The sequence below is a fragment of the Paenibacillus sp. CF095 genome, from assembly GCF_900101225.1.
In the GTDB taxonomy this organism is placed as follows: domain Bacteria; phylum Bacillota; class Bacilli; order Paenibacillales; family Paenibacillaceae; genus Paenibacillus.
Genome location: NZ_FMZN01000001.1, coordinates 3,068,659 through 3,091,005, shown reverse-complemented (window position 1 = coordinate 3,091,005; position 22,347 = coordinate 3,068,659). Strand labels below are relative to the sequence as shown.

24 protein-coding genes and 1 riboswitch are annotated in these 22,347 nt (G+C 45.4%); of the genes, 19 read left to right on the top strand and 5 right to left on the bottom strand.

All coding sequences use genetic code 11. The features are described from left to right. Positions 1–196 precede the first annotated feature (196 nt). Positions 197–748: a TlpA family protein disulfide reductase gene (locus tag BLS69_RS13355; RefSeq protein WP_091032198.1), complete on the top strand. Its 552-nt coding sequence runs from the start codon at positions 197–199 to the stop codon at positions 746–748. A 120-nt stretch (positions 749–868) separates the two neighbouring features. On the opposite strand, the gene cimA is transcribed toward BLS69_RS13355, so the two are convergent. Beyond that, positions 869–2,488 (bottom strand): citramalate synthase, encoded by a 1,620-nt coding sequence (gene cimA, locus BLS69_RS13350; RefSeq protein ID WP_091032196.1) that lies wholly within the window; start codon positions 2,486–2,488, stop codon positions 869–871. Positions 2,489–3,018: 530 nt separating this feature from the next. On the opposite strand from cimA, the gene BLS69_RS13345 reads away from it, so the two are divergent. The 3 genes from BLS69_RS13345 to BLS69_RS13335 all read left to right on the top strand — a co-directional run bounded on the left by BLS69_RS13345 (position 3,019) and on the right by BLS69_RS13335 (position 6,341). Then, the gene (locus BLS69_RS13345) at positions 3,019–4,320 is read left to right on the top strand and encodes a DNA polymerase IV (RefSeq protein ID WP_091032194.1); all 1,302 of its coding nucleotides are present in this window, start codon (positions 3,019–3,021) and stop codon (positions 4,318–4,320) included. Positions 4,321–4,437: 117 nt separating this feature from the next. Beyond that, positions 4,438–4,680 carry a ferredoxin gene (locus BLS69_RS13340; RefSeq protein ID WP_091032191.1) on the top strand — a complete coding sequence of 81 codons (243 nt, stop codon included), beginning with the start codon at positions 4,438–4,440 and terminating at the stop codon, positions 4,678–4,680. Between the two features lie 218 nt (positions 4,681–4,898). Further along, entirely contained in the window at positions 4,899–6,341 is a 1,443-nt protein-coding gene (locus BLS69_RS13335; protein ID WP_091032189.1) for a L,D-transpeptidase family protein, read from the top strand. Positions 6,342–6,383: 42 nt separating this feature from the next. Here the strand turns inward: BLS69_RS13335 and BLS69_RS32135 are convergent, their stop codons facing one another. Further along, positions 6,384–6,521 carry a hypothetical protein gene (locus BLS69_RS32135; protein ID WP_017689367.1) on the bottom strand — a complete coding sequence of 46 codons (138 nt, stop codon included), beginning with the start codon at positions 6,519–6,521 and terminating at the stop codon, positions 6,384–6,386. Positions 6,522–6,775: 254 nt separating this feature from the next. Between BLS69_RS32135 and BLS69_RS13330 the strand changes: the two genes are divergently transcribed. The 3 genes from BLS69_RS13330 (at position 6,776) to BLS69_RS13320 (ending at position 9,292) form a co-directional block, all read left to right on the top strand. Then, a complete protein-coding gene (locus BLS69_RS13330; protein WP_091032186.1) occupies positions 6,776–7,873 on the top strand; it encodes a quinone-dependent dihydroorotate dehydrogenase in 1,098 nt (365 codons plus the stop codon). Between the two features lie 134 nt (positions 7,874–8,007). Then, positions 8,008–8,823, top strand: coding sequence for a GTP diphosphokinase (locus BLS69_RS13325; RefSeq protein WP_091032183.1), 816 nt, complete (start codon positions 8,008–8,010; stop codon positions 8,821–8,823). Then, positions 8,810–9,292: a DUF309 domain-containing protein gene (locus BLS69_RS13320; protein ID WP_091032181.1), complete on the top strand. Its 483-nt coding sequence runs from the start codon at positions 8,810–8,812 to the stop codon at positions 9,290–9,292. The genes BLS69_RS13325 and BLS69_RS13320 overlap by 14 nt, the downstream gene beginning before the upstream one ends. Positions 9,293–9,508: 216 nt before the next feature. Here the strand turns inward: BLS69_RS13320 and BLS69_RS13315 are convergent, their stop codons facing one another. Continuing rightward, positions 9,509–10,057, bottom strand: a complete 549-nt coding sequence (locus BLS69_RS13315; protein ID WP_036609632.1) for a thioredoxin family protein — start codon at positions 10,055–10,057, stop codon at positions 9,509–9,511. 221 nt (positions 10,058–10,278) lie between these two features. On the opposite strand from BLS69_RS13315, the gene BLS69_RS13310 reads away from it, so the two are divergent. The 7 genes from BLS69_RS13310 to BLS69_RS13285 all read left to right on the top strand — a co-directional run bounded on the left by BLS69_RS13310 (position 10,279) and on the right by BLS69_RS13285 (position 17,052). Beyond that, entirely contained in the window at positions 10,279–11,976 is a 1,698-nt protein-coding gene (locus tag BLS69_RS13310; protein ID WP_091032178.1) for an RsmB/NOP family class I SAM-dependent RNA methyltransferase, read from the top strand. Continuing rightward, complete coding sequence (locus BLS69_RS13305) at positions 11,973–12,719, top strand: pseudouridine synthase (RefSeq protein ID WP_091032177.1); 747 nt, start codon at positions 11,973–11,975, stop codon at positions 12,717–12,719. The genes BLS69_RS13310 and BLS69_RS13305 overlap by 4 nt, the downstream gene beginning before the upstream one ends. 345 nt (positions 12,720–13,064) lie before the next feature. Beyond that, positions 13,065–13,868: a Cof-type HAD-IIB family hydrolase gene (locus BLS69_RS13300; protein WP_091035012.1), complete on the top strand. Its 804-nt coding sequence runs from the start codon at positions 13,065–13,067 to the stop codon at positions 13,866–13,868. A 97-nt stretch (positions 13,869–13,965) separates the two neighbouring features. Continuing rightward, positions 13,966–15,006: a hypothetical protein gene (locus tag BLS69_RS13295; protein ID WP_091032174.1), complete on the top strand. Its 1,041-nt coding sequence runs from the start codon at positions 13,966–13,968 to the stop codon at positions 15,004–15,006. A 103-nt stretch (positions 15,007–15,109) separates the two neighbouring features. Continuing rightward, entirely contained in the window at positions 15,110–15,445 is a 336-nt protein-coding gene (locus BLS69_RS32940; protein ID WP_371129046.1) for a hypothetical protein, read from the top strand. Continuing rightward, entirely contained in the window at positions 15,394–15,660 is a 267-nt protein-coding gene (locus BLS69_RS32935; protein WP_371129045.1) for a GNAT family N-acetyltransferase, read from the top strand. The genes BLS69_RS32940 and BLS69_RS32935 overlap by 52 nt, the downstream gene beginning before the upstream one ends. A 261-nt stretch (positions 15,661–15,921) precedes the next feature. Continuing rightward, positions 15,922–17,052 (top strand): glycosyltransferase family 4 protein, encoded by a 1,131-nt coding sequence (locus BLS69_RS13285; RefSeq protein ID WP_074094467.1) that lies wholly within the window; start codon positions 15,922–15,924, stop codon positions 17,050–17,052. Positions 17,053–17,187: 135 nt separating this feature from the next. On the opposite strand, the gene BLS69_RS13280 is transcribed toward BLS69_RS13285, so the two are convergent. Then, positions 17,188–18,243: a YkvI family membrane protein gene (locus BLS69_RS13280; RefSeq protein WP_091032171.1), complete on the bottom strand. Its 1,056-nt coding sequence runs from the start codon at positions 18,241–18,243 to the stop codon at positions 17,188–17,190. 204 nt (positions 18,244–18,447) lie between these two features. Here BLS69_RS13280 and BLS69_RS13275 point away from each other — a divergent pair, with 204 nt between their 5' ends. The 4 genes from BLS69_RS13275 to BLS69_RS13260 all read left to right on the top strand — a co-directional run bounded on the left by BLS69_RS13275 (position 18,448) and on the right by BLS69_RS13260 (position 20,265). Further along, positions 18,448–19,029: a xanthine phosphoribosyltransferase gene (locus BLS69_RS13275; RefSeq protein WP_036609617.1), complete on the top strand. Its 582-nt coding sequence runs from the start codon at positions 18,448–18,450 to the stop codon at positions 19,027–19,029. A gap of 97 nt (positions 19,030–19,126) precedes the next feature. Beyond that, positions 19,127–19,456, top strand: a complete 330-nt coding sequence (locus tag BLS69_RS13270; RefSeq protein WP_036609615.1) for a hypothetical protein — start codon at positions 19,127–19,129, stop codon at positions 19,454–19,456. Positions 19,457–19,575: 119 nt separating this feature from the next. Further along, entirely contained in the window at positions 19,576–19,794 is a 219-nt protein-coding gene (locus BLS69_RS13265) for a hypothetical protein (protein WP_091017488.1), read from the top strand. A 141-nt stretch (positions 19,795–19,935) separates the two neighbouring features. Next, complete coding sequence (locus BLS69_RS13260; protein ID WP_017689352.1) at positions 19,936–20,265, top strand: carboxymuconolactone decarboxylase family protein; 330 nt, start codon at positions 19,936–19,938, stop codon at positions 20,263–20,265. 72 nt (positions 20,266–20,337) lie between these two features. Here BLS69_RS13260 and BLS69_RS13255 read toward each other — a convergent pair whose 3' ends face one another. After that, positions 20,338–20,802 (bottom strand): C40 family peptidase, encoded by a 465-nt coding sequence (locus BLS69_RS13255; RefSeq protein ID WP_091032168.1) that lies wholly within the window; start codon positions 20,800–20,802, stop codon positions 20,338–20,340. A 5-nt stretch (positions 20,803–20,807) separates the two neighbouring features. Beyond that, positions 20,808–20,939: riboswitch (cyclic di-AMP (ydaO/yuaA leader) on the bottom strand. Between the two features lie 428 nt (positions 20,940–21,367). On the opposite strand from BLS69_RS13255, the gene pelA reads away from it, so the two are divergent. After that, positions 21,368–22,321 (top strand): pectate lyase, encoded by a 954-nt coding sequence (pelA, locus tag BLS69_RS13250; RefSeq protein WP_200868499.1) that lies wholly within the window; start codon positions 21,368–21,370, stop codon positions 22,319–22,321. The last annotated feature ends 26 nt before the right edge of the window (positions 22,322–22,347 follow it).

The window sequence follows — 22,347 nt, the reverse complement described above, 5'->3', positions numbered from 1 at the left end:
TTAGGCAGGAGTCCTTTTTCATTTTATTTTCTGTAATCCGGATTGTAAAATTTTAAAGGAAAAGGGTACAATAATAAAGAGAACATTTGGGAATCATGTTCTGGTGAACTGTGATAGAGCGTGGTAAAACACTTAGCATGTGCAGAAATTACGGTTTCAGTTTCAATATGCTAATTATATAAAAGGGTGGCTGGTTATGAAACGAAACATATACATACTCCTTGGTGTTGTCTTGCTGGTTGGTATTGCACTGGCCCAGAATGCGGGTGACGGCATTGCAGCCGTCTTTAAGCAGGAAGAACCGATGCCTACAGAGACGGGACCACGTGCGGGTCTTCTGGCACCTGCTTTTTCTCTGACAGCAATGGATGGAAAGACGTACAGTGTGGGCGGTGCCAAAGATAAGGCCACGTTCGTCAGTTTCTGGGCATCCTGGTGTGAGCCGTGTAAGCAGGAAGCTCCAGAGCTGAACAGAATGGCTGCGAAATACAAGGATAAGCTTGACATGTATGGGGTTAATGTAACGTCATACGATAAACTCAAAGATGCCAAAGCTTTTGTGGATGAGTACCAACTGACATTCCCTATTCCCTTGGATGAGAAGGGGACTGTGTATGCTCAATACAATGGGGTGGCTTTTCCAACGAATGTTCTGATTGACTCCAGAGGAGTTATACAGGAGATTGTTCTGGGCATACTGCCCGAAAAAGAGTTGGAGCGTAAGATTGAAAAGTTAATTGCGAATTAATTTTCTGCAAAGAAAGAAGCCTTTGCATCCATGAATCATGGGTGCAGAGGCTTCCTTTTTATTTTCCGGGAAATAAGCTTTAAGAGCCTGTTCAAAAAAAGCCTTTTTTGAACATACACTTTAATGATTACTTATCCCATGAGCAGGAATAGGGAGTGTGCCCGGCTCATCCTGCAATTTTTCTTGAAGCAAAGCATAGCGGAAACTGTGTACAAGAGCTTCCCAACTTGCTTCAATTACGTTCTCGGATACACCAACTGTGTTCCATGTATTTTCCGTATTTTTGGATTCGATCAATACACGAACTTTGGCGGCTGTGGCATCTTTCTCATCCAGTACACGCACTTTGTAGTCTGACAGATGCATATTGGCAAGTGAAGGGAAGTATTGCACCAGCGCTTTCCGAAGCGCATTATCGAGTGCGTTAACCGGACCATTGCCCTCAGCAGCGGTATAAGCGCTTGTTCCAGCGATATTCACTTTGACAAAAGCTTCGGAAACAACAGATTTTCCCGCCGTTTTCTCTACAAGCATTTTGAATGATTCAAACGTAAACAATTCTTTCATGTCACCGTTCGCTTCACGAATTAACAATTCAAGCGAAGCATCTGCACCTTCGAACTGGTAACCCTGATGCTCCAGGTCTTTAATTTTCTCAATAATCTGACGTGAATTGGCACTGCTTGGATCGAACTCAAGCCCCAGTTCCTGAGCTTTGGATACAATGTTACTTTGTCCGGCAAGTTCCGAGACCAGCACACGTTGTTTGTTACCAACCAGTTCAGGCACGATGTGTTCATAGGTACGGGAATCCCGCAGGATGGCAGAGACGTGAATTCCACCTTTGTGAGCAAAAGCAGCATTGCCGACATAAGGCTGATTAATCGGCATATTTACATTGGCAATTTCGCTAACATAACGAGCCACGTTTGTAAGTTGTCTCATGGAATCCTCAGTAACACATTCATAGCCAAGTTTCAGTTGCAGGTTCGGGATGATGGACGCGAGATTGGCGTTACCGCAACGCTCTCCATAACCGTTCATTGTTCCTTGAACCTGACGGGCTCCGGCTTGTACAGCGCTGAGTGTGTTGGCTACAGCCAGTTCACAATCATTATGTGTATGGATGCCGAGATGTGCATGAGGCAGGCTTCTATGCAGTGTGGATACGATCTCATGTACCTCGTTTGGCATGGTCCCGCCGTTGGTATCACACATGACGAGCCAGTCCGCTCCAGCCTCATGAGCCTTGGTCAAGACAGCTTGAGCATACTCCGGGTTATGTTTGAATCCGTCAAAGAAGTGTTCTGCATCAAAGATCACTTCCATACCATTCTGTTTCAGATAGGCGATGGAATCATAGATCATGGACAAGTTTTCTTCCAATGTAGTCTGCAAAGCGGTATGCACATGGAAGTCCCATGATTTACCGACCAAAGTTGCAGCCTGAGCACCAGATTCGATCATGCGCTTCAGGTTGACGTCTTCACTAGCAACGCTGCCTTTACGGCGGGTACTGCCAAAAGCAACAACCTTTGCGTTTAGGTTTAATTCCTTGACTCTTTTGAAAAACTCAATGTCCTTGGTATTGCTGCCGGGAATTCCGCCTTCAATATAATGGACACCCAGGTCATCAAGCTTCTTGGCAATTTTGAGTTTGTCGTCTGCCGATAAGCTGACACCCTCCCCTTGTGTGCCGTCACGTAAAGTCGTATCGAAGATGGAAATGGCCTTTGACATGAAGATCCTCCTTTGAGATAAAGCGCTCTTTTAAAAGATTGGATTGTAAGTTGGGAAAGCTGTTAAGTACGTTAGTGGACGAATCCTTCGATTCGGCAACGCTACACTGTGTTAAATTGGGTGCGCTGATTTGTCCTAAAGTCGTCAATTTGTATAATTAATTATTATAGCACCATTATAGCCAAATGCTACATAGAAATCGCAGTTTCATGTAACAATTAACGGATTTTAGAGCAAAAAGAAGGATGTTAATCATAATCCGGATGTATGTTATAATTTTTTATTGAGTTTTAATTGGAATATATGGAAGAAAAGGAGGGTTGATTTTGAGTTTTGTATGGGAAAATACGGTTATTGCGCTGATCACATTGATCCTTTTTGTGAGTGTAGGCTGGTTAATTATTCGGTCTCTGATCAGTTCTCGCAGAAAATAAATGTTCGTGACTGAATTAACATAACGGGTTTGATATACTATAGAAGAAAGAAATTCGTTTCATTAATTAGTGTGCAAGAAAGGGCGGGGGTTCATGATGTCTTCAGACGGCAATCCTCCAGCGAATGTGGATCAATACTACCCTACAGCCGGACGGGTGATTCTGCATGTCGATATGAATGCTTTCTACTGCTCTGTACATGAAGCCGAGGAACCAGATTTATATAGAGGAAAAGCAACGGCCGTTGCGGGCAGCAGTGAACTGCGAAAGGGTGTAATTGTAACCTGCTCATATGCCGCTCGTAATCGAGGCATCTCAACAGGTATGGTTGTCCACCAAGCCATGAAAAAGTGCCCTGATCTCATTGTGATTCGTCCTGATTTTCATTTATATCGTCAATATTCAAGAGCTTTCATGCAGATTGCGTATAGTTATACCCCTCAACTTGAGGCTACATCCATTGATGAATGTTATCTTGATATTACAGGTTCAAGGCAATTCGGGAATCCAATGGAGATTGCGGAGAGCATTCAGCGTAGAATCAAGGATGAATTGGGGCTGCCATGTTCCATTGGCATTGCACCCAACAAATTATTGGCGAAAATGGCTTCGGATCTGAAAAAACCGAACGGTATCTCCATTTTACGCATGAGGGACGTACCCCGGATTCTTTGGCACAGACCATGCAACGAGATGTTTGGCATTGGCAAAAAAACGGCTGAAAAGCTGAAAAAACTGGGCATTGAAACGATTGGTCAATTGGCCCAGTCGGATGAGAACATGTTGACCGAACTATTCGGAGTTAATGGAACATGGCTCAAAAATTCTGCGAATGGCATTAACCATTCCGCAGTTCACGCGGAACGGGAAGCCAATAAATCCATTGGGCATACAACCACTTTACCGGCGGATGTATCGGATATGAATGAGATTCATCGGGTATTCCTCAATATAAGTGATCAGGTAGCCAGAAGGTTGCGCAAGCACGAAATGTTCAGCCAGGGGATTCAGATTACGATCCGCACACCGGATATGAAGACAATCACCCGATCACGTCTAATGGAAGTTCCTACGGAGGATGCAACGGTCATTTACCGTGAGGCCTGTAAACTATTTGAGAAGCATTGGGGTAGTGGCAAGCCTGTACGCATGCTCGGTGTGACACTTCAGAACCTGATTCCAAGAGAGGAATCCGCTGTACAGATGGACTTGTTCGAATATGAGCAGAAGCCCAAGAAGGACAATCTGATTCGGATTATGGATCAGTTACGTGATAAATTTGGTGAGAATGCTGTTGTGACCGCAGGTATGCTTGGAGACGATCCTTCCGTGCTGCTTCGTAATCATAAAGTGCGCGGTACTTCCCTGCAAAAAGATAACTTGCAAAGTCTTGATTAAATAGGGGATAATAGAGACTTGTGGTTGCAAAATGATTTGTAATTATCCTTACTTTGTATTAATATGTTTCTAGATAAAAACACTGTACGTTTCGAATTTTAGGAGGAGAGAATGTAAATGAGTAAATATACTTGGGTTGAAAAAGACACATGCATCGCATGTGGCGCTTGTGGAGCAACGGCTCCTGACATCTACGATTACGATGATGAAGGTTTGGCAGAAGTTATCTTTGACGGCGATGCTAACCATGGTATCAAAGCTATTCCAGACGACTTGTTTGACGATATGCAGGATGCATGCGATGGCTGCCCTACAGATTCAATCAAAGTAGCGGATGAGCCTTTCAATAAAGAGGGTTAAGTATTTCTTGCATGAACACAGAGCACTTTCTTTTGTCTTTACGACAAGGGAAGGTGCTTTTTTTGTTTTCATTTTACTGTGATCTTATGACCTGTGGATCAAGGACGATTATTGTCGAAAACCCTTTTTTCCACCGGGTACTCAAGTCCTATGGATTCAACGCCTGGTTATGCCGATATATAATGATATACGGAAAAAGGTGAATAGTGGAGGATCGGATGCAAAATACTCATCTAAGAACATATGTCAAGAAACATCCAGACAATAAAATGGCTTGGTACTTGCTTGGAAAGGAGTACTTGGGCGAAGGACAAGAGGCTAAAGCCAATTATTGTTTTCAGCAAGCGGGCGAGGTTTACGAGGCATTTGAACGCAGTAAAGCTCCTGCGGACATCTGGGTAGACTATCAGGAGAAATTGGTGGAGATGTCTGAGCAAAAAGAGAAAAAACAACGTAGACGCAAAATGTGGCTTACGCTGTTCATGCTGCTTGTGCTGGCAGGTCTGCCACCTGCGGACGCTCCGGGTTTCAGTCGTGAAGCGGCCGATGCACTGTCAGCAGCACTGGAATCCACGGATGAAATCCCTGACCCAGTAGGAGCGGATCAACAGGCTAGGACCGCATCCATTCCCCCAAGTAATGTGTTCACCGCTGCTGCGTTTGGTGGAGGCAACCATGGCGAGGCTGCTCTCGCAGCTGCCTGGTCCGGGTCTGGCCCAAAAGTAGAGACTTCGGCTGTACTGGGTATGCAAACCTCGGATGACTGGTCTTTATGGAAGCGAAATATGCCTGTGAAGTACATAGTACAAACCAATACAAGCGGTAAATTAACTGCACAGAGTTATGATGCCAAGCAATGTAACTGTGAACCTCCTGAAGTTACGCCGAAAATCAAAAAGATGGCCTTGGCGTGGACCGCCAAGCAGGAAGCCGCTGCATCATTATCAAGTGCAATCATTGCCTATCGCAAAAAAAATGACGCTTGGCCCAAGAGTGTAACGCAAATGGCCCAGCCATTTCCAAATAATATTCTGGGAGAGACTGCGCCAGGGATGACCGAGATGTTTCCGAAGCTGTTAGCTTTGCATCAAGGAAAGGCACAGGAAGGAAAGAGCGATTCAAATGGTAAAGAGAGCGGTTCAACATCTTCGAATTTGTCTCAAGGCAAAAATGCCGCTTTTGCAGATACGCTGGGAGGTCAGCCTTTTTTGCAGGAACCGCTGGAGATTGTCATTGATAAGGATATACATAAACTTGCATTAATCAGTGGGGATACCATTGTTCGTATGTATGATGTGGGACTTGGCGGTGATCGAACACCGGAGGGTTCATTTGTCATTACAGATAAAGTGGTCAATCCGAATGGGCGCTCGAACGGTGAGTTTGGAAGCAGAGGTATGCAGCTCTCGAATACAAATTATGCCATCCATGGGACCAACGAGCCAGACAGTATCGGACTGGATGAGTCCCTTGGATGTGTGAGAATGCGTACAAGAGATGTAGAAGAGTTATTCGCTCTTGCTCCGCAAGGCACTCCGGTACGTATTGGAGAAGATGTACTGCCAGATCTGACGCTTGTTCCAGAAGCAAAGCAGCGTTATCAGCATACGCTTGTTCCAAAGCAGAATAATCCGAACAAAACGTATCACTGGCTGAATTGATCTGTTTGATATGTAGAATCAGATGGATTCAGCCTGAATCATCTACATGTTGGCAATAATGATAAGAGCACCAATGATGATGATCAAGCCGCCTACACTGGCTGCAGTCCATGCAATGGCTTTGCGATTCACTTCTTCTTTCTTTTGCTGTAATGCAGGTGGTTTACGTTTGGGAGCCATGAGTTATTCCTCCTTATTTGGAATAGAACTGGTGTAGAGTAACCATGCTCTCATTGTAAAGAATTCAACTCGTCATTTCCAGTGGGCGGGTGGATTTCTTGTGAGCATTTTGCATCATTCGATTTGTGCTGTCTATGCGCAAACTACTTTCCTTTTTAATAAGAAACAGATAGACTTGTGTGTAGGGTGTTTTTTACATATGAAAAGACGGAAAACGGCTTTTTGGCGTACCGGAACAGAACGGAGTGAGTGATTTGTTATACAGAAGTCTTGCTAAACCTTTGTTGTTCAAAATGGACCCTGAACAGGCCCATCATCTGATTATTGGCGGCCTTAGTGGCATGGGCAGCATCCGTCCGGTTCCTTCCGGACTGCGTGTGATGTACGGCGTTCGTGAAACGTCTGATCTGGCTGTTGACATGTTTGGGTGTCATTTCCCTACACCTGTTGGTCTGGCTGCGGGTCTGGACAAAAACGGACAGGCCGTAACGGGCTTTTCTTCCATCGGGTTTGGATTCATGGAAGTGGGAACCGTGACGCCACTTGCACAACCAGGTAACGATCAACCACGGCTGTTCCGTTTGCCTCCAGATGAGGCTTTGGTGAACCGGATGGGCTTCAACAATCTGGGTGCGGAAGCGATGGCAGGAGAACTTTCACGTCTACAGGATCGGCGTATTCCAGTGGCTGTTAACATCGGCAAGAATAAGGCAACGTCTAATGAGGAAGCTCACCTGGACTATTCGAAGTGCATTCAGGCATTATACGATTATGCTGATCTGTTCGTGGTTAATATCAGTTCACCAAATACACCGGATTTGCGTAATCTGCAACATGGGAATGAATTGAAGGAACTGCTCGCTGCGGTTATGAACGAGATGAAGGTGCAGCATGCACGAGCTGGCGGAGCGACCAAATCCGTTCTGGTGAAGATCGCACCGGATGTGAATGATCAGGAACTTGAATATATGGTTCGCACAATTGCAGACAGCGGTGTTGCTGGCATTATTGCAACGAACACAACCATCAGTCGTACAGGACTTTCCCACCAACATGCAAAAGAGACTGGCGGTCTGAGCGGTAAACCTCTGCGTGAGCGTTCTACGGAGATTATTCGCCAGATCTATCGTCAGACTGAAGGCAAACTTCCGATCATCGGTTCAGGTGGTATTTTCACAAGTGAGGATGCTTACGAGAAAATTAAAGCCGGAGCAAGTCTGGTCGAAATATATACAGCATTAATCTACGAAGGACCTGAGGTGAATCGGCGCATTCATGTCGGACTGCGTGAGTTACTGCGCAAGGACGGTTATCGTCATATCTCTGAAGCGGTTGGTGCGGAGCATCGTTAAGAAGGAATGTGGATCCCCGGATTGAAAATATAGAAGCATGGAAGAGCGTAAAATGGTTCGGGACTCTTCCCCCCACCAAACATCATGTATAATGGAATAGAACAGGGGACGCTATAGAGACAGGAGGCATAAGCATGGACGGTAGAGACTGGGGTACATTTTTACTTCCTTATGAACAAGCGGTAGAGGAATTAAAAGTCAAGTTTAAGACAATGCGGGCGGAGCTGAAAAAACGGGAAGAGTATGCCCCGATTGAATTTGTTACCGGTCGTGTCAAAAAAATATCCAGTATTCTGGAGAAATCCAGAAGACTGAATGTGTCGCTTGATGACGTGGAGACAGGCATTGAGGATATTGCAGGTATCCGTATCATGTGCCAATTCGTAGATGATATCCGTCGGGTTGCCGAATACATTCGAGGTCGCAAGGATCTCACGGTACTCATTGAGAAAGATTATATTACGAATTTCAAAGAGAGCGGTTATCGCAGCTTCCATATGATTATTGAGTATCCCGTTCAGACGGCTCTGGGACAAAAGATCGTATTGGCCGAGATTCAGATCCGGACACTTGCCATGAATTTCTGGGCTACCATTGAACATTCTCTAAGTTACAAATTTCGGGAGAGTTTACCGGATGACATGCGAGCCAGGCTGAAAAAAACAGCTGAGGCCGCTTTTGTACTGGATAATGAGATGTCTGCAATTCGTCTACAGATTTTGGAGGCGCAGAAGGCATTTGAGGATGATTCCAATATCGTGTCAAGAACATTGAATATCATTCATCAATTATATTTCTACCACCTTGTCAGTGAAGCGATTGAAGCTCAGAAGCGTTTTAACGATTACTGGGAACGGCATGATATGGAAGGGCTCAAAGACTTGCTGGATGACGTGAAGAAACTTCTGAACAACGCCAGAAAGGGCGAAAACCCGGATGAGCATCTATGAGCCACTGTACATTGACTACTTAATCTACTTCAATCGGGATCAGGATTATTTCGAGTGCCATGAGGTGCTGGAAGAATTGTGGCTTGAACGGAACCGGGATTCTCTCTATAAAGGGTTGTTGCAAATTGCGGTTGGTTTATACCACTTCAGGAATGGCAATCTCCGCGGAGGAACGATGATGTTACAGAGCTCACTTGATCTTCTGGAACCTTATCCTGCTACGATTCTGGGCATTGACCTTGGGACTTTGGTACGGGATGTACAGGAAATCGTGAAGGAACTGTCCCAATCAGATATTCAGTCTGTGACTTACAGGGATTTGTCCATACGAATTGTTGATGAGGTCTTAGAACAGGAGATATCTAGAAGATCGCTTGAGCTAAAACCTAATATTCCGCAACGCCGGAGTCCTACCAGAGGGCGAATATACGAAGAGAAGATGAAGGCGATGGATCAGGGTAAAAGTTAAGCTGTTATTAGCGTTAACATCCAAATGAGCATCCCATGGATATGAAGTTCCATGTATATGAAACACCCCGACGATTCCTGTAAAGGGAAAGATCGGGGTGTTTTTGAATGTTGCGTCATATCCAGATGATTGCAGGTGGCACAGCCTGTCCTTCAACAACTGCGTCTGGTGATACAAGTGCCTGATTGTAGATACTTGTGGAAACGGATCTATCAGTTAGCTTGCTGAAGGAGCGGCACTACCTTTATATTTTTGGAAAAATTGTTTGTAATCATCCAGTGTGTAGCCTTGGTCACTGCCATTCTCTTTCAGTCCGCCAACCATACGGTCTTTCTCGACACCAGCCTCATAATAGACGAGTGTAGGCGTGAACTCGATATTGTAATCGGTCCATCCTGCTTCGAATTCACGCAGATTGAACTGCGGAAGCTCAATACCTTCACTGTCAACCAGTGGCATCAACTGAGGTGTTGTTGCACGGCAATGCGAGCAGTCGGAAGCAAAGAAATAAACAAAAAAGCTGTCTTTGTTATCGATTTTTGCTTTGAGATCAGTGGGTACAATAATTTGTTGATAGTTGGGATCACTAAGTAGCTCCCGTGTAGCTGGATTAAGCTTGGAAGCAGCGATTCCATAAGCATTTTCCACTGAATCCATCTGTTTCTTGGATTGCTGGTCTACGACAACCAGTGCTGCAATCATAATGATTAAAATACCCAGGAATATAAGGATCGCAGCACTTTTCTTTTTCTTCTTGGATTTCATTGGACATCCCCCATCGATCATATCGAAATATAGTTTGGGCAAAAATAAAGGTTGGGATAATATGCATAAACACCCGAATTTTTGCTCAGGAATCAATCTACTTGCCATTATACTACATTACACGCTGTAGTGGAATAGATACGATATGATAGGAAAGCAAAGCTTGGATATGATAAAATAAAACGATATTGCAATCTTACCAAGACAGGATGAGTGGGAATATGGGTGTAAAGTTACCTTTGATATTTGCTGAGCGAATGAAAAGTTTGCTGGGTGATGAGTTTGAACAATTTATGAAATCTTATGAACAGTCTCCTCATGCGGGACTGAGAGTGAATACGTTAAAAATATCGATGGAACAATTCGATGAGATCGCTCCGTTTGACCTAAGACCTATTCCGTGGTGTGAGACAGGATTCTATGTACCTCATGGTGTTAAACCGGGGTTGCACCCTTATTATCATGCAGGTCTGTATTATATACAGGAACCAAGTGCAATGGCTCCAGTTGAATTATTGCAGGTGGAGCCTGGAGACCGCGTGCTTGATCTGTGTGCTGCTCCGGGAGGAAAAACGACACAGATTGCTGCAAAGCTGCAAGGCAAGGGTGTACTTGTCACGAACGATATCCATGCTGAACGCACAAAAGCGCTGGCCAAGAACGTGGAATTGTACGGGGTGCGTAACGCCGTTGTTTTGAATGAGTCGCCCGAGCGGATCGCAAATGCATTTCCTCATTATTTTGACAAAGTATTAATTGATGCGCCTTGTTCAGGTGAAGGCATGTTCCGCAAGGATGAAGACATGGTGAAATCGTGGGAACATCATTCGGTGGAAAAATGTGTACTTATGCAGCGGGATATCTTGGAGACTGCGGCACGATTGCTAGCCCCGGGAGGAACCATCGTATATTCGACCTGTACCTTTGCACCGGAGGAAAATGAAGCAATGATTGCGGAGTTTCTGAATGTAAACCGTGATTTCGTAGTAATGGACATTCCTGAAGAGACAGGATTTGCTCCAGGGCGTCCGGAATGGGTTCGTCAGATGATGCCTGAGAAGGCGGATGAGACGGAAGCTGTACTGGGGCAAACGCGTGGCACCGCAAGATTGTGGCCTCACCTTTTGGAAGGCGAGGGACATTATGTCGCTGTGTTGCAGCATCGTGCAGGGCAAGGAATAGAAACAGATCAACCTGGAGTAGTTAAAGAAGGAGCAATGGAGTATGGACAGGTCGTGGATGTGTCCAGGATTGAAGTAGAGGGGAACAAGGATCACTCTATTGCTGCTTCTTCAATTGCTATGACCAAGGCTGATCGCAAAAAGGAACGTTTATTGCGAATCGAATCCCGAGAGTCTCATGACAGACAGGCTGGTGGCGCCAAGAATTCGGGTAGACAGAACAAAAAAGGTAAAGATCACGGTGGACGTAAATCGGAACGGGGTCAGGGACGCGGAGCTGATCCGGCAAGTATTGATCCGGTTGCGATCTACACTTCATTTATGAAAGAACAATTGGAGATTGAGTTAACTGGAGAAACGGTATGTTATGGAGATCGTGTGTATCAATCCTCGGTTGGTGCAGCTCGGTTGGAGGGACTGAAAGTCATTCGTCCAGGCTGGTTTATGGGCACGATCAAGAATGGACGATTTGTTCCGTCCCACCCGCTTGCATGTGCTCTGAATGCATCTGAAGCACGGCGTAGCGTAAATCTGTCGTCTGCTGATGGCGAAGCTGTGAGGTACCTCAAGGGTGAAACGTTAAATATTGAAGAAGAACGAGTGGTGCTCAAGGCAGATATGGTTGCCAAAGGGTACGTTCTTGTATGTGTAGATGGTTATGCCGCTGGCTGGGGAAAATGGCTGGATGGTGTGCTGAAGAATGAATATCCGGCAGGCTGGAGGTGGACATCGGTATGAGTGGAAAAGGCAAACAAACGCTGCGTCTGGACAAAATATTAAGCCATATGGGTGTGGGAACACGAAGTGAACTCAAAAAGATGGTGAAACAAGGCAGAATCCATGTGGACGGCAAAGCGGTGAAAGACAGTGGTGTACAGGTGAATCCCGAGGTCAACGTCATTGAAGCCGATGGAGAGCGGATTGTGTATCGGGAGATGATCTATCTGATGCTGCATAAACCTCCGGGTGTTGTGTCTGCTACCGAGGACAACAGAGATAAGACGGTGTTGGACTTGCTCCGTAAAGAGGATCGGGTCTTCAATCCGTTTCCTGTTGGACGACTGGATAAGGATACGGAAGGACTGCTCATTCTTACGAATGACGGTCCGCTTGCCCATGATCTGTTATCTCCACGCAAGCATGTGCCCAAAACCTATGAAGCTCGTGTGCTGGGAAATGTGGATGAAGCGGATGTGCAACGTTTCAAGGCGGGCATTCAATTGGATGACGGATACGAGACGCTGCCTGCCGAACTGACTATACTTGGTCAGGAAGAAACGGAAGAAGGCAAGATCTCGTCGATCTCGCTTATTATTCACGAAGGGAAGTTTCACCAGGTAAAACGTATGTTTCAGGCGGTAGGCAAGCGAGTGATCTATCTGAAACGCGTAGCCATGGGTGAGCTTGAACTAGCTTCCGATCTTGCTATCGGAAGTTATCGTGAACTAACCGCAGACGAGTTGAGCCTTCTGCGGAAATAAAAGCTCCTGTCCTTCGCGAAGCGGAGCAGGGAGTCGTGGAGGGAAGCGAAGCCCCGATACTAAACGCCGAAGGCGAGAAAGCTCCCGACCTTCACGAAGTGAAGCAGGGAGCCGGGCAGAGAGCGAAGCCCTGCCCGTAATGGTCCCGGTTAAGCTTGGGCGGGACCGCCGCTGACCAGCAGTGTGCCCGGCAACAAGCGTTCCTACGACAACCGTGACATAGCAAGACCCGACCTAACACCGGTGAGCAAGACGGGAGTCCAGAGGGCAGAGCCCTCTGGGGCCCTCCCTCGGAAGGGAGGGTTTGGGTGGGTGCGACTACTAACAGATGAGGATGAAGCCAGAATGACTTATAAATTAATTGCACTTGATGTAGATGGAACATTGCTGAATGATCATCATGAACTTACAGAATGGACTCAGGAGACCTTGATCCAAGCTTCCCGTCAGGGAGCAGAGATTGTCCTGTGTTCAGGAAGAGGTCCTGCCAACACGATTCCTTTTATGGAGCAGATGGGACTGGATGGATATGTGATTACACATAATGGCGCCGTTACTGCGCAAGTCGATACCCGTGAAGTGGTTCATCATTTTGCATTAGATGGACAAGGACTGGAGCCGATCATCTCCTACTGTCGAACCAATGGAGTACATTTTGACATCAATACAGCATTTGGTCTGTATGTGGATCAACCGGAAGGTTTGGGGTTGCAGGTGCGTGAGATGTATTACAATTTTATGGCAGAGCCACTGAAGTTACCCAAGTGGGTTGACATGACAGAACCGCTGGCGAAATTCACTGCATTTGGTCCGATTGAACAGATGGATGCAGTGCTTCAGGAATGGTCTACCTGGAATCTGCCTTATTATATGACACGGAGTGGTGACTTTTTTATTGATCTGATGCATCCCGAAGCGTCCAAAGGCGCTGCACTGAAAAGGCTTGCCGAATCGAAAGGAATCATGCCTTCGGAGATTATGGCGATTGGTAATTACTTCAATGATATTACGATGCTGACCTTTGCGGGCAAAGGCATTGCCATGGATAACTCACCGGACGAGGTGAAAGCTGCTGCAAACGAGGTTACACTCTCCAATAACGAGCAGGGTGTGGCACACGCAATCCAAAAATATGTGTTATCCGTCTAATCCTACATCTTATACTTAAAATGCACGCTTCCCTCATAATCTACCGTCCTCAGGGGCATCCTAAGAGAATAACGTTAGGAATGGAGGAGGACACGTGATGAATTATGATGTGGAATTGGTTGCAGACCTGCGGACATCAGGTGGAGAAGTACAGGACGTGATGGTTAATGGTCAATATGCAGGCTCACTTTTTCTTGTGTACAGAGAAGGAGATCGTTTATCAGGTAGTCTTCAGATCGAGCAGGAGTCTCTGCCAGATGGTACAGAGGAACGTATCGTGGAAAAAGTGCATGCCTATGTCCGCTCTCTTGCAGACGCGTTGGAAGCTGCATATTATGAAGTGCTGGTTAGTTGTGGCTCATTACATTCGGTTCTGCATAAGCCTGAGTCAGAGACAATGTGGCCGTCTGAAGATATGAATCATGACGAAGACAGCTATGACGATATAGACAGCAGTGGAAGTAAGGTAATCCCTGTTTCACAAGCCGAATCGTTTACATATGAAGATCGGGATCAGGTTCTGGAGATGGAAATGGTAAGCGCAGGACGCAGCATATCGACGTATATATTCAATGATGTCGAAGGTCAGGAACTTGCAGAAGCTTCCTTGAAACAATATGGCGCTGATGTACAAGGTGAAATACACTGGTATGACGAGCCGGAAGAGAATCAATTGGAAGCCGCTGCAGAGTTGCTGGTCAGAGAGCTGGATGAAGATATCATCGATACGATTACGATCCGCATGTGGCATCAGGGCAACGAACTTGAGACGCTAGAGTGGGTACATCGCGATTTCTCCGAGGATTTTGAGGATACCGATGAATCGGATCTGGATGAGCTGGAAGCTGCTGAAGAAACATGTTATGTCATGTTGAAGCGTAAGGATCGGGAGTTCCGGGTATATGAGCTGTTTCTTCAGGAACGAGGTGGATTGCCTGTGGGAACAGCAACAATAGACACTTCTCAATCCGATCTGACGGGATACATTGATTACGAGGTTCCTGGTACCAGCATTCAGCGAAAGAGCCTAGTCGAAGTGTTGATGCAGGAGTTGGACAAGGAAATGGAGTTTGATACCTTGCACCTGACGATGTTGTATCGAAATCAGATTATTGATGAAGCCAGAATAGATGGGTAAAGGGCAATCGCCTTTTACCTTTTTTTGTTCTCGTTTTGACGAAAAATCCATTTCCCGGTATAGTACCATTAGTTTAAAAGAGATCAGGAAGCGGAGGAGAACAATGATGCACTCATTCAGGATCAGTAGCGAATATATTAACGATGGTTTTCAAGCGGTTCAGGCGAAGCCGGAAGATACGGACGATGTGATGTCGCTGCTGGTTGAGACAGCCGAATGGTTACAGAGCCAAGGTTCTTCCCAATGGAACGCTCTGCTTAAAGGGGAAGATTCACATAATACGGCAGGGGCGATTCGGCGTGGAGATGTGTTTGTATTTAAAAAAGGAGCAGACGTAGCGGGGATGGTCATCCTTTTGGTTCAGCCAAGCCCTTGGGATATTCATCTTTGGGATCAAAAGCTCATCCCGAGGATGGTGCAATTTATCTGCATCGGCTAGCGATTCGAAGAAAATATGCTCAGAGCGGTCTGGGACGGTCCATTTTGCAATGGTCCAGCAGTGGCATACATTTTGAAGGCAAACATACGGTTCGGTTAGATTGCGGAGCGAGCAACGCAACGTTGAACGCCTTTTACGCGCGGAACGGGTACACTTTTTTGGGAGAGACAGATGGTTACAGTACATATGAGAAGCCCGTGGAGCTACTGAGCTGAGAATTCTGAATACCCAATGATTATGTTGACGACAAACGCGAGCGGTTAACAGCTGGATTAAAGCTTTTGCTTCTGAGGGGCACGTTTCATGAATATGTTGTATATACGAGTTGGTGAACAAAAGCTTGATCAGTGTAGCTTTGATTGAGCGGTTTAAATAGCCAAAAGTTTGCACTATCTTACGTAATATAGATGTTCCGGCTTCCCTATGTCATAATGGATAGTAGAGTAGTACGTAAGTTAGAAAGGGGGAAACTAACGGTGAAATTGCTGCAGGCGCTTTTCTTTCCTCCGGAGCAGCCCGGAGGTGTATCCTCTATGATTCCGTATATGCAAGAGAGATTTACAACCCCGAGGTGGGAAATGGATCTGTTCTCGTTGCCAAAGCGAATTCGCAACAAGGGCAGAGAGGAAGTTCAGTTCGAAACGTTTGACTGGACGGAATATCAGGATAGTCCTGTTGTCCAAAAATATATTCAAACTTATCGTGATTATCTTTGGTGGACCAAACTGCGTATTCAGAAGCCCTATGATCTGATCCATGCCCACCACCCAATTGCAGGACTTGCGATGAAAACGGTTTTCCCGGATACACCCCTCATTCAGACGATTCACTCCAGTTATGAACGAGAATTAATCCTTAATGGACGCATTGAAACGGATGGACCCGAGCATCGATTCCTGCTTGCGATATATGGTGAGCTGGAACATCAGGCAGAGCGCCTCTTGACGGTGTCGGATTCGTTCCGTCGTTATCTGGCTCCCTACGTGAAGGAACCTGATGTCATCGGTGTGATTCCCAATGGATTTGATGAGAAGCGGTTTAAGCCGATTCCTCATGATAATGCGATACCACAACTGGTCACGGTATGTCGGCTTGTTCCGGCAAAAGGGTTGGATATTCTTTTCAAAGCTTGTGCGGAACTGAAGGGCCGAGGTCATGATTATGTGTTACATATTATTGGAGATGGACCGATTCGTCCTGATCTGGAAGAATTGGCACAACGATTGGGGATCTATAATGAGACCATCTTCTATGGTTACACACTGCACCCTGAGGAATTCATGCCATTCTTTGATATTTTTGTACTTCCTTCACGGGCAGAAGCATTTGGTTCCGTCTTCGCTGAAGCGGCGCTGAGTTGTCTTGCCCTTGTGGGTACGGATGTAGGTGGTATACCGGAACAGATCGAGAACGGTAGCAATGGGTTGCTTGTACCGGCAGAAGATCCTTCTGCATTGGCTGAAGCGCTTGAAAAGGTGATGCTGGACCCGGCTTATCGTTATGAACTTGCCCGTTCAGCGTGTGAAAAAGCCAAGACACATTACTCGCTCGGCAGATCGGTCAATGAGTTGAAAAAGATGTATCTGCAGTTTCCTAGCAAAGCCTAAAACGTAGGGCAAAAAGTGCGAGCCGCTGTGATAAACAGCGGCTTTTTGTCATGTTTAAGGAAAGAGTAACCGCGGTGACTTGTGGTTATGAGGCAAACGGATGCTCATATTCATGAAGCACATGGACCGTGAGATTTATATATTGTTGCGTCTACGAAAGGCGCCCCAGCGGTTCAGTACCAATTTGGCAGCCCAGATTAATGCCATACTTCCAAAGATGGGGTAAAGGATGGACAGCAGGGAACTGAATCCAAACTGACTGAGTGAGTAACACAACAGCATAATGGTTAATGTAATGAAACGGGGATGGACACGTATATGTTGTCTGAGTTGCAAGGTCATTCCATAGATATCGGCTACAAAGGTACTGAATATTTCCATGAAAATAAGGGATACATATACAGATTGCACTGCCCATCCAAGTTGAAAGGCAATACTACCCATCGGGATTTCGAATTGGATGATGCCGGGCATCTGAGCTGACATGGCAAAATGAGCTGCCATGAGCATGAAACCTACGCCAATTCCACCCAATACTCCACCCCACTTCAGCACATTCCGACTACGAATCTGGTTACCTACTGGCACAAGAACAGCTTGAGCCAACACCAGATTGAATGAAGTATACAACAGTGGAGACAGCCACACTTGAATAGGGTTTGAGTCTGTCGTCAGTGTGATGAATCGGGAAGCGCCTGGATGATGGATCGTACTGGTGATCATGAGCAGAGATAACAGGAGCATCATGGGCACGACGATGCTATTCATTTGTAGGATGGCCTGAATGCCCCGACCGAGAAGCAGATATGTCCCTACAAGTGTGACGATCAGACCTGTCTGATAATGCAAACCCAGATGTTCGACAAAAACGGAACCTGCTCCGGCAAGCATGACACTGTTCACACCAATGAGAATGAGAAGGGTTACCCAGGTGATCCATTTGCCTGCCTTGTGGCCGAATAAATGTTTGTTCAGATCCTCATAAGAGCGGGACCCGGTATCGTGAGCGATCAGCATCATTTTGGTACCTAACCAGACAAAGAGCATGGTGGATAAGCCTATGGTGACGGTGGCCCATTTGCCATACTGGGTAAAAAACTGCAAAATTTCCTGCCCTGTAGCGAAGCCGGCTCCGACAACCGTTCCGATGTATGTAAATGCGATCTGCAGCACCCGAAATGCCTGTTTCATGTGTTTCCCCTCTCAGGCCCCTGTTTAGTTTGGACATGCGGGTACCATGGTACAAGGTATGCTTGACCCACGAAAGTCATGACAATCGATAATGAGCTTTGGCTTGAATTGCGTCCCAAGGAAAGCGCCCAGGCAATTTCGCTTGAACTTATAGATAGATATATGATACTTTTACCTCATAGGATAGGCTTGGGAGGTCAAATCATGGAATTATTGAAACAACGAATTTTACAAGAAGGTGTGGTTATCTCGGATCAAGTATTAAAGCTGGATGGTCTGTTGAACCACCAGATTGATCCTGCATTAACGATGGAGATGGGACGTGAGTTCGCTGCCCGTTTTCGTGAAAGTGGAGTAACTCGGGTAATCACGGTAGAATCCTCAGGGATTCCGGTTGCGTTTGCCGCAGCCTATGAACTTGGGGTGCCACTTGTATTCGCCCGTCGCAAAAAAACACTTCTGGCTGATCCTGATGCTTACTGTGAACGTGTACCGTCCTTTACCAAAGGAATTGTAACTGACATTATGGTATCCCGCGAGTTCATTCATGAGAATGACCGTATTTTGTTCATTGATGATATCATTGCCAATGGCGATGCCGCTCGTGGCGTCATCAAAATTATCGAGCGTTCCGGTGCGGAACTTGTCGGATTCGGCGTTGTGGTCGAGAAAAGTTTTCAGGCAGGGGCACGCACGATTCGTGAACAGGGTATTCCGGTGGAAGCCTTGGTACGCATTCGTTCCCTGAACGATGGTACGGTACAATTTGACGATAACGAAATGTGACATTTTAAAGGAATAGGGCCTATTTTTTGAACTATGCCTTTGCATGACCGCCGATTTCATTTATAATGGGGTTATGTTAGGGAGAGGAGGCAACACCATGGGGAACCAACCGGCAACAGAACAATTTTTTAATGATAAGCTGGCGGAATCGAAAGTTCATTTTGAACGTGCCCTGGATTGTAAACATACGGAATTCGATGACCTTTATCCCTATATGATTGAACATCCTCAATTTTTCTGGTACAAACGCTATGTTGCCTGGTCAGAATTACTGACGATTGTAGGCTTATGCGAAGAGTTGTCCTTCTCTTGGAAAGAACAATTTACACCGCATCAAGTGGAGTACCTTGAAGAACGTGTGATGTCCGCCAAAGTGCTTGATTTTTGGTTCGAGAAGAACGACAGCAAAGAGCACGCGCAGCGGTAACTTTCAGTCGGGACATAATTTCGAATGACATGACAGTCCAATACAGTCACGTGAGACCTAAATGACTTTTCATTTAGGTCTCTTTTTGTAAATAAATTTGGAATATAGGAGCCATGAAGATGATCAGTGATACAGAACTGGACGCCCTGCGTCTGTCAGGTGAGAAAGTAAGAGTAGTACGGGACGAGCTGGAATCTAACGATGTAACCGGGATTGTTGTTGCCTGGGATGGCGAGCAGGTACTTATCCGTCGTCAGAATCGACGTGTCGTTAAGCTGGATCGCAGTTACAAATATCAGCTGTTCAGTGAGCCGCGCCAGAGTCCACTTAGTGAGTAACAGCTTATAATTATGGCAGAGCCATGAGCGTTAAATGTTTGGAATTACCATGATTTCTTGGCATAATTGACTCACTCGGGAGAGAAGATAGGTACAGTGAGGAAGATCTGTAACTATAGCCGAGAGGGTGTGCTACAAGCCATGACATTGATGAATGATAAAGTTCATGCCTACAAGGATCAGATTGGAGCATTAAGCGATGTACTGCCAGGTGTGGTGAAGTCATATCATGAGTTTACGGGAGAATGCTTCCAACCAGGCGTGATTGATGCCAAGACAAAACAGCTAATTGCACTTGGCATTGGATTATTCGCCAACAATGAGGTATGTACCTTCTACCATGTAGAAGAAGCACGTGCCAAGGGTGCAACAGATCAGGAGATTATGGAGACCGTAGCCGTGGCCGGAGCTGTTGGAGGAGGACATGCCCTGTCTCAGGGTGCGATGCGAGTGCAGAAGGCGCTGCATTAGTAAGCAATGCAACATACATTTTAAGTACAAAAAAGGCATCCGGTTAATAACCGATGCCTTTTTGTATGTGAATTACATTTTACCTAACATTTTATCATACATAAACTGTCCAGTTACCCGACGTGCTGTTACATAGCGGTCATTGAAGTATGGATTCGATAACTTCGTGATGCTTACACCTTTACTGCTGGAGGCATGAGCGAATTGTCCGCCGCCGATATATACACCTGTATGTGAAATGCCTTTGCCTGTTGTATTAAAGAACACCAGATCACCTGTCCGAACATTGCTTTTGGCTACCGGAGTACCTGCTTTGGCTTGCTGCTGAGAAGTACGTGGCAATTCAATGCTGTATTTGTTGAAAAGATATCTCATAAAACCAGAACAGTCGAAGCCGGCTACAGTCGTGCCACCCCATTTGTAAGGAATACCTGTCATGTTGTTCACTACGGAGTTGATACTGCTTGCCTCTGTGCTTGTTGCCCCGGATGTAAATAATACAGCTGCTCCAAAAATGGAGATAATCAGTTTTTTCAAAATCAATGTTCTCCCTTCGATGCCTACGGAGTTAGCTAAGGGTTCGGTAGAAGGTTCCCTATATTTCCTATGTATAAGAATAATTCACCCAAATTGGTTCCCCCGTTTTCAAACATGAAACTCGGCAATGAATAATTAAGTTTTTGTAACTATTTGAAACTATATTGCATAAATGCGTAATTGTCAAACCCATTTAAAACCCTTCGTAATACCTCAATGTTAGCGGAATTAAGGTTTTTATATGAAAGAAGGGATTAAGTTTGGGTATCATTCATGACAAAAACGTCATTATTGATTCGTTTAAGACGAATTTGGATAAATAAATAGGTTTGTCATGAGTTAAAAGAACTATTCCGTTATGTAGAATTAGAGAGATTATATTCATTAAGTTGCATATATTGACAAAAATCGATTTTTTGCATATTATCTGATTATCCAATCCACATATTGGATTAAAATTGATTTTATTATGCGATAAATACAAATAAAGGAGGTTTGGGGACGCTTATCATAGGTAAAGTAGAAGTGGCAGATTTATAAAAACGAACATAGGAGAGTGTTACATTTGAAAGCGAAGAAAATAATTACTTTTGTCCTGGCATGTACGATGGTGTTCTCAGCAGTTGGAATGGCAGTTCTCCCTGTAGGGACGGTATCTGCTGCGGATGCATCGGGTACTACAGCGAGTATTTCTGATATTTTGAAGAACCAGCTGCCAGATGGAGGTTGGAGAAAAGATTATAAACAGACAAGTGGAGAGTGGGCGAAGTCCACGATAGACAACAAGGCTACATACTCAGAAATTAGAAGATTGGCGAAGGAATTTAAAAAGACGAATGATCCGCGATACTCCACAGCTGCAATCAAAGGAATTAACTTTTTGATCAACATGCAGTATTCAAACGGAGGATGGCCACAGGTCTACCAAAGCTCCGGATATCACAAGCACATTACCTATAATGATGATGCCATGATTAATGTAATGATCATGCTGGATGAAGTAGCAGCCCGCAAAGGTGATTTTTCATTTATCGACAGCACACTTGCTAACCGCAGTAAAAATTCAGTTGCCAAGGGTGTGGAGGCGATTCTGAATACACAAGTCGTTTCAGGTGGTAAGTTGACAGCATGGGGACAACAACATGATTCCAGTTCCCTTAAACCAGCGAGCGCAAGAATCTACGAAGTGCCATCGCTGACAGCTGGAGAGAGTGTAACGATTGTTAAATTTCTAAAAACCAGACCTGCTAACGCTAAAATTACCGCATCCATTAAAGGAGCTGAGGCTTGGTTTAACAAGGTGAAAATTACGGGTTACAAGTATGAAAGAGCTAATGGAGACAGTAAAATTATCGCAGATTCCAAAGCTGCACCAATTTGGGCACGCTTCTATGAGATAGGAACGGATAAACCAATCTTTATTGGTCGTGACGGGGTAGTTAAATACAAATTAAGTGATATTGATAAAGAAAGAAGAGGCGGTTATGCATGGTATGGCAACTGGCCTTCCAAGCTGTAATTTGTAGTTAAAGGTAAAGCCCGAAT

What these genes read in the sequence shown, in the direction of transcription:
- BLS69_RS13320 (WP_091032181.1), top strand. Translation starts at nt 8,810, where the DNA reads ATGAGCATCTATGAGCCACTGTACATTGACTACTTAATCTACTTCAAT.
- BLS69_RS13300 (WP_091035012.1), top strand. Translation starts at nt 13,065, where the DNA reads ATGACTTATAAATTAATTGCACTTGATGTAGATGGAACATTGCTGAAT.
- BLS69_RS13325 (WP_091032183.1), top strand. Translation starts at nt 8,008, where the DNA reads ATGGACGGTAGAGACTGGGGTACATTTTTACTTCCTTATGAACAAGCG.
- BLS69_RS13305 (WP_091032177.1), top strand. Translation starts at nt 11,973, where the DNA reads ATGAGTGGAAAAGGCAAACAAACGCTGCGTCTGGACAAAATATTAAGC.
- BLS69_RS13355 (WP_091032198.1), top strand. Translation starts at nt 197, where the DNA reads ATGAAACGAAACATATACATACTCCTTGGTGTTGTCTTGCTGGTTGGT.
- BLS69_RS13295 (WP_091032174.1), top strand. Translation starts at nt 13,966, where the DNA reads ATGAATTATGATGTGGAATTGGTTGCAGACCTGCGGACATCAGGTGGA.
- BLS69_RS13335 (WP_091032189.1), top strand. Translation starts at nt 4,899, where the DNA reads ATGCAAAATACTCATCTAAGAACATATGTCAAGAAACATCCAGACAAT.
- BLS69_RS13270 (WP_036609615.1), top strand. Translation starts at nt 19,127, where the DNA reads ATGGGGAACCAACCGGCAACAGAACAATTTTTTAATGATAAGCTGGCG.
- BLS69_RS13310 (WP_091032178.1), top strand. Translation starts at nt 10,279, where the DNA reads ATGGGTGTAAAGTTACCTTTGATATTTGCTGAGCGAATGAAAAGTTTG.
- BLS69_RS13315 (WP_036609632.1), bottom strand. Translation starts at nt 10,057, where the DNA reads ATGAAATCCAAGAAGAAAAAGAAAAGTGCTGCGATCCTTATATTCCTG.
- BLS69_RS13275 (WP_036609617.1), top strand. Translation starts at nt 18,448, where the DNA reads ATGGAATTATTGAAACAACGAATTTTACAAGAAGGTGTGGTTATCTCG.
- BLS69_RS13345 (WP_091032194.1), top strand. Translation starts at nt 3,019, where the DNA reads ATGTCTTCAGACGGCAATCCTCCAGCGAATGTGGATCAATACTACCCT.
- BLS69_RS13265 (WP_091017488.1), top strand. Translation starts at nt 19,576, where the DNA reads ATGATCAGTGATACAGAACTGGACGCCCTGCGTCTGTCAGGTGAGAAA.
- BLS69_RS32940 (WP_371129046.1), top strand. Translation starts at nt 15,110, where the DNA reads ATGATGCACTCATTCAGGATCAGTAGCGAATATATTAACGATGGTTTT.
- BLS69_RS13340 (WP_091032191.1), top strand. Translation starts at nt 4,438, where the DNA reads ATGAGTAAATATACTTGGGTTGAAAAAGACACATGCATCGCATGTGGC.
- BLS69_RS13260 (WP_017689352.1), top strand. Translation starts at nt 19,936, where the DNA reads ATGACATTGATGAATGATAAAGTTCATGCCTACAAGGATCAGATTGGA.
- BLS69_RS32135 (WP_017689367.1), bottom strand. Translation starts at nt 6,521, where the DNA reads ATGGCTCCCAAACGTAAACCACCTGCATTACAGCAAAAGAAAGAAGAA.
- cimA (WP_091032196.1), bottom strand. Translation starts at nt 2,488, where the DNA reads ATGTCAAAGGCCATTTCCATCTTCGATACGACTTTACGTGACGGCACA.
- BLS69_RS13280 (WP_091032171.1), bottom strand. Translation starts at nt 18,243, where the DNA reads ATGAAACAGGCATTTCGGGTGCTGCAGATCGCATTTACATACATCGGA.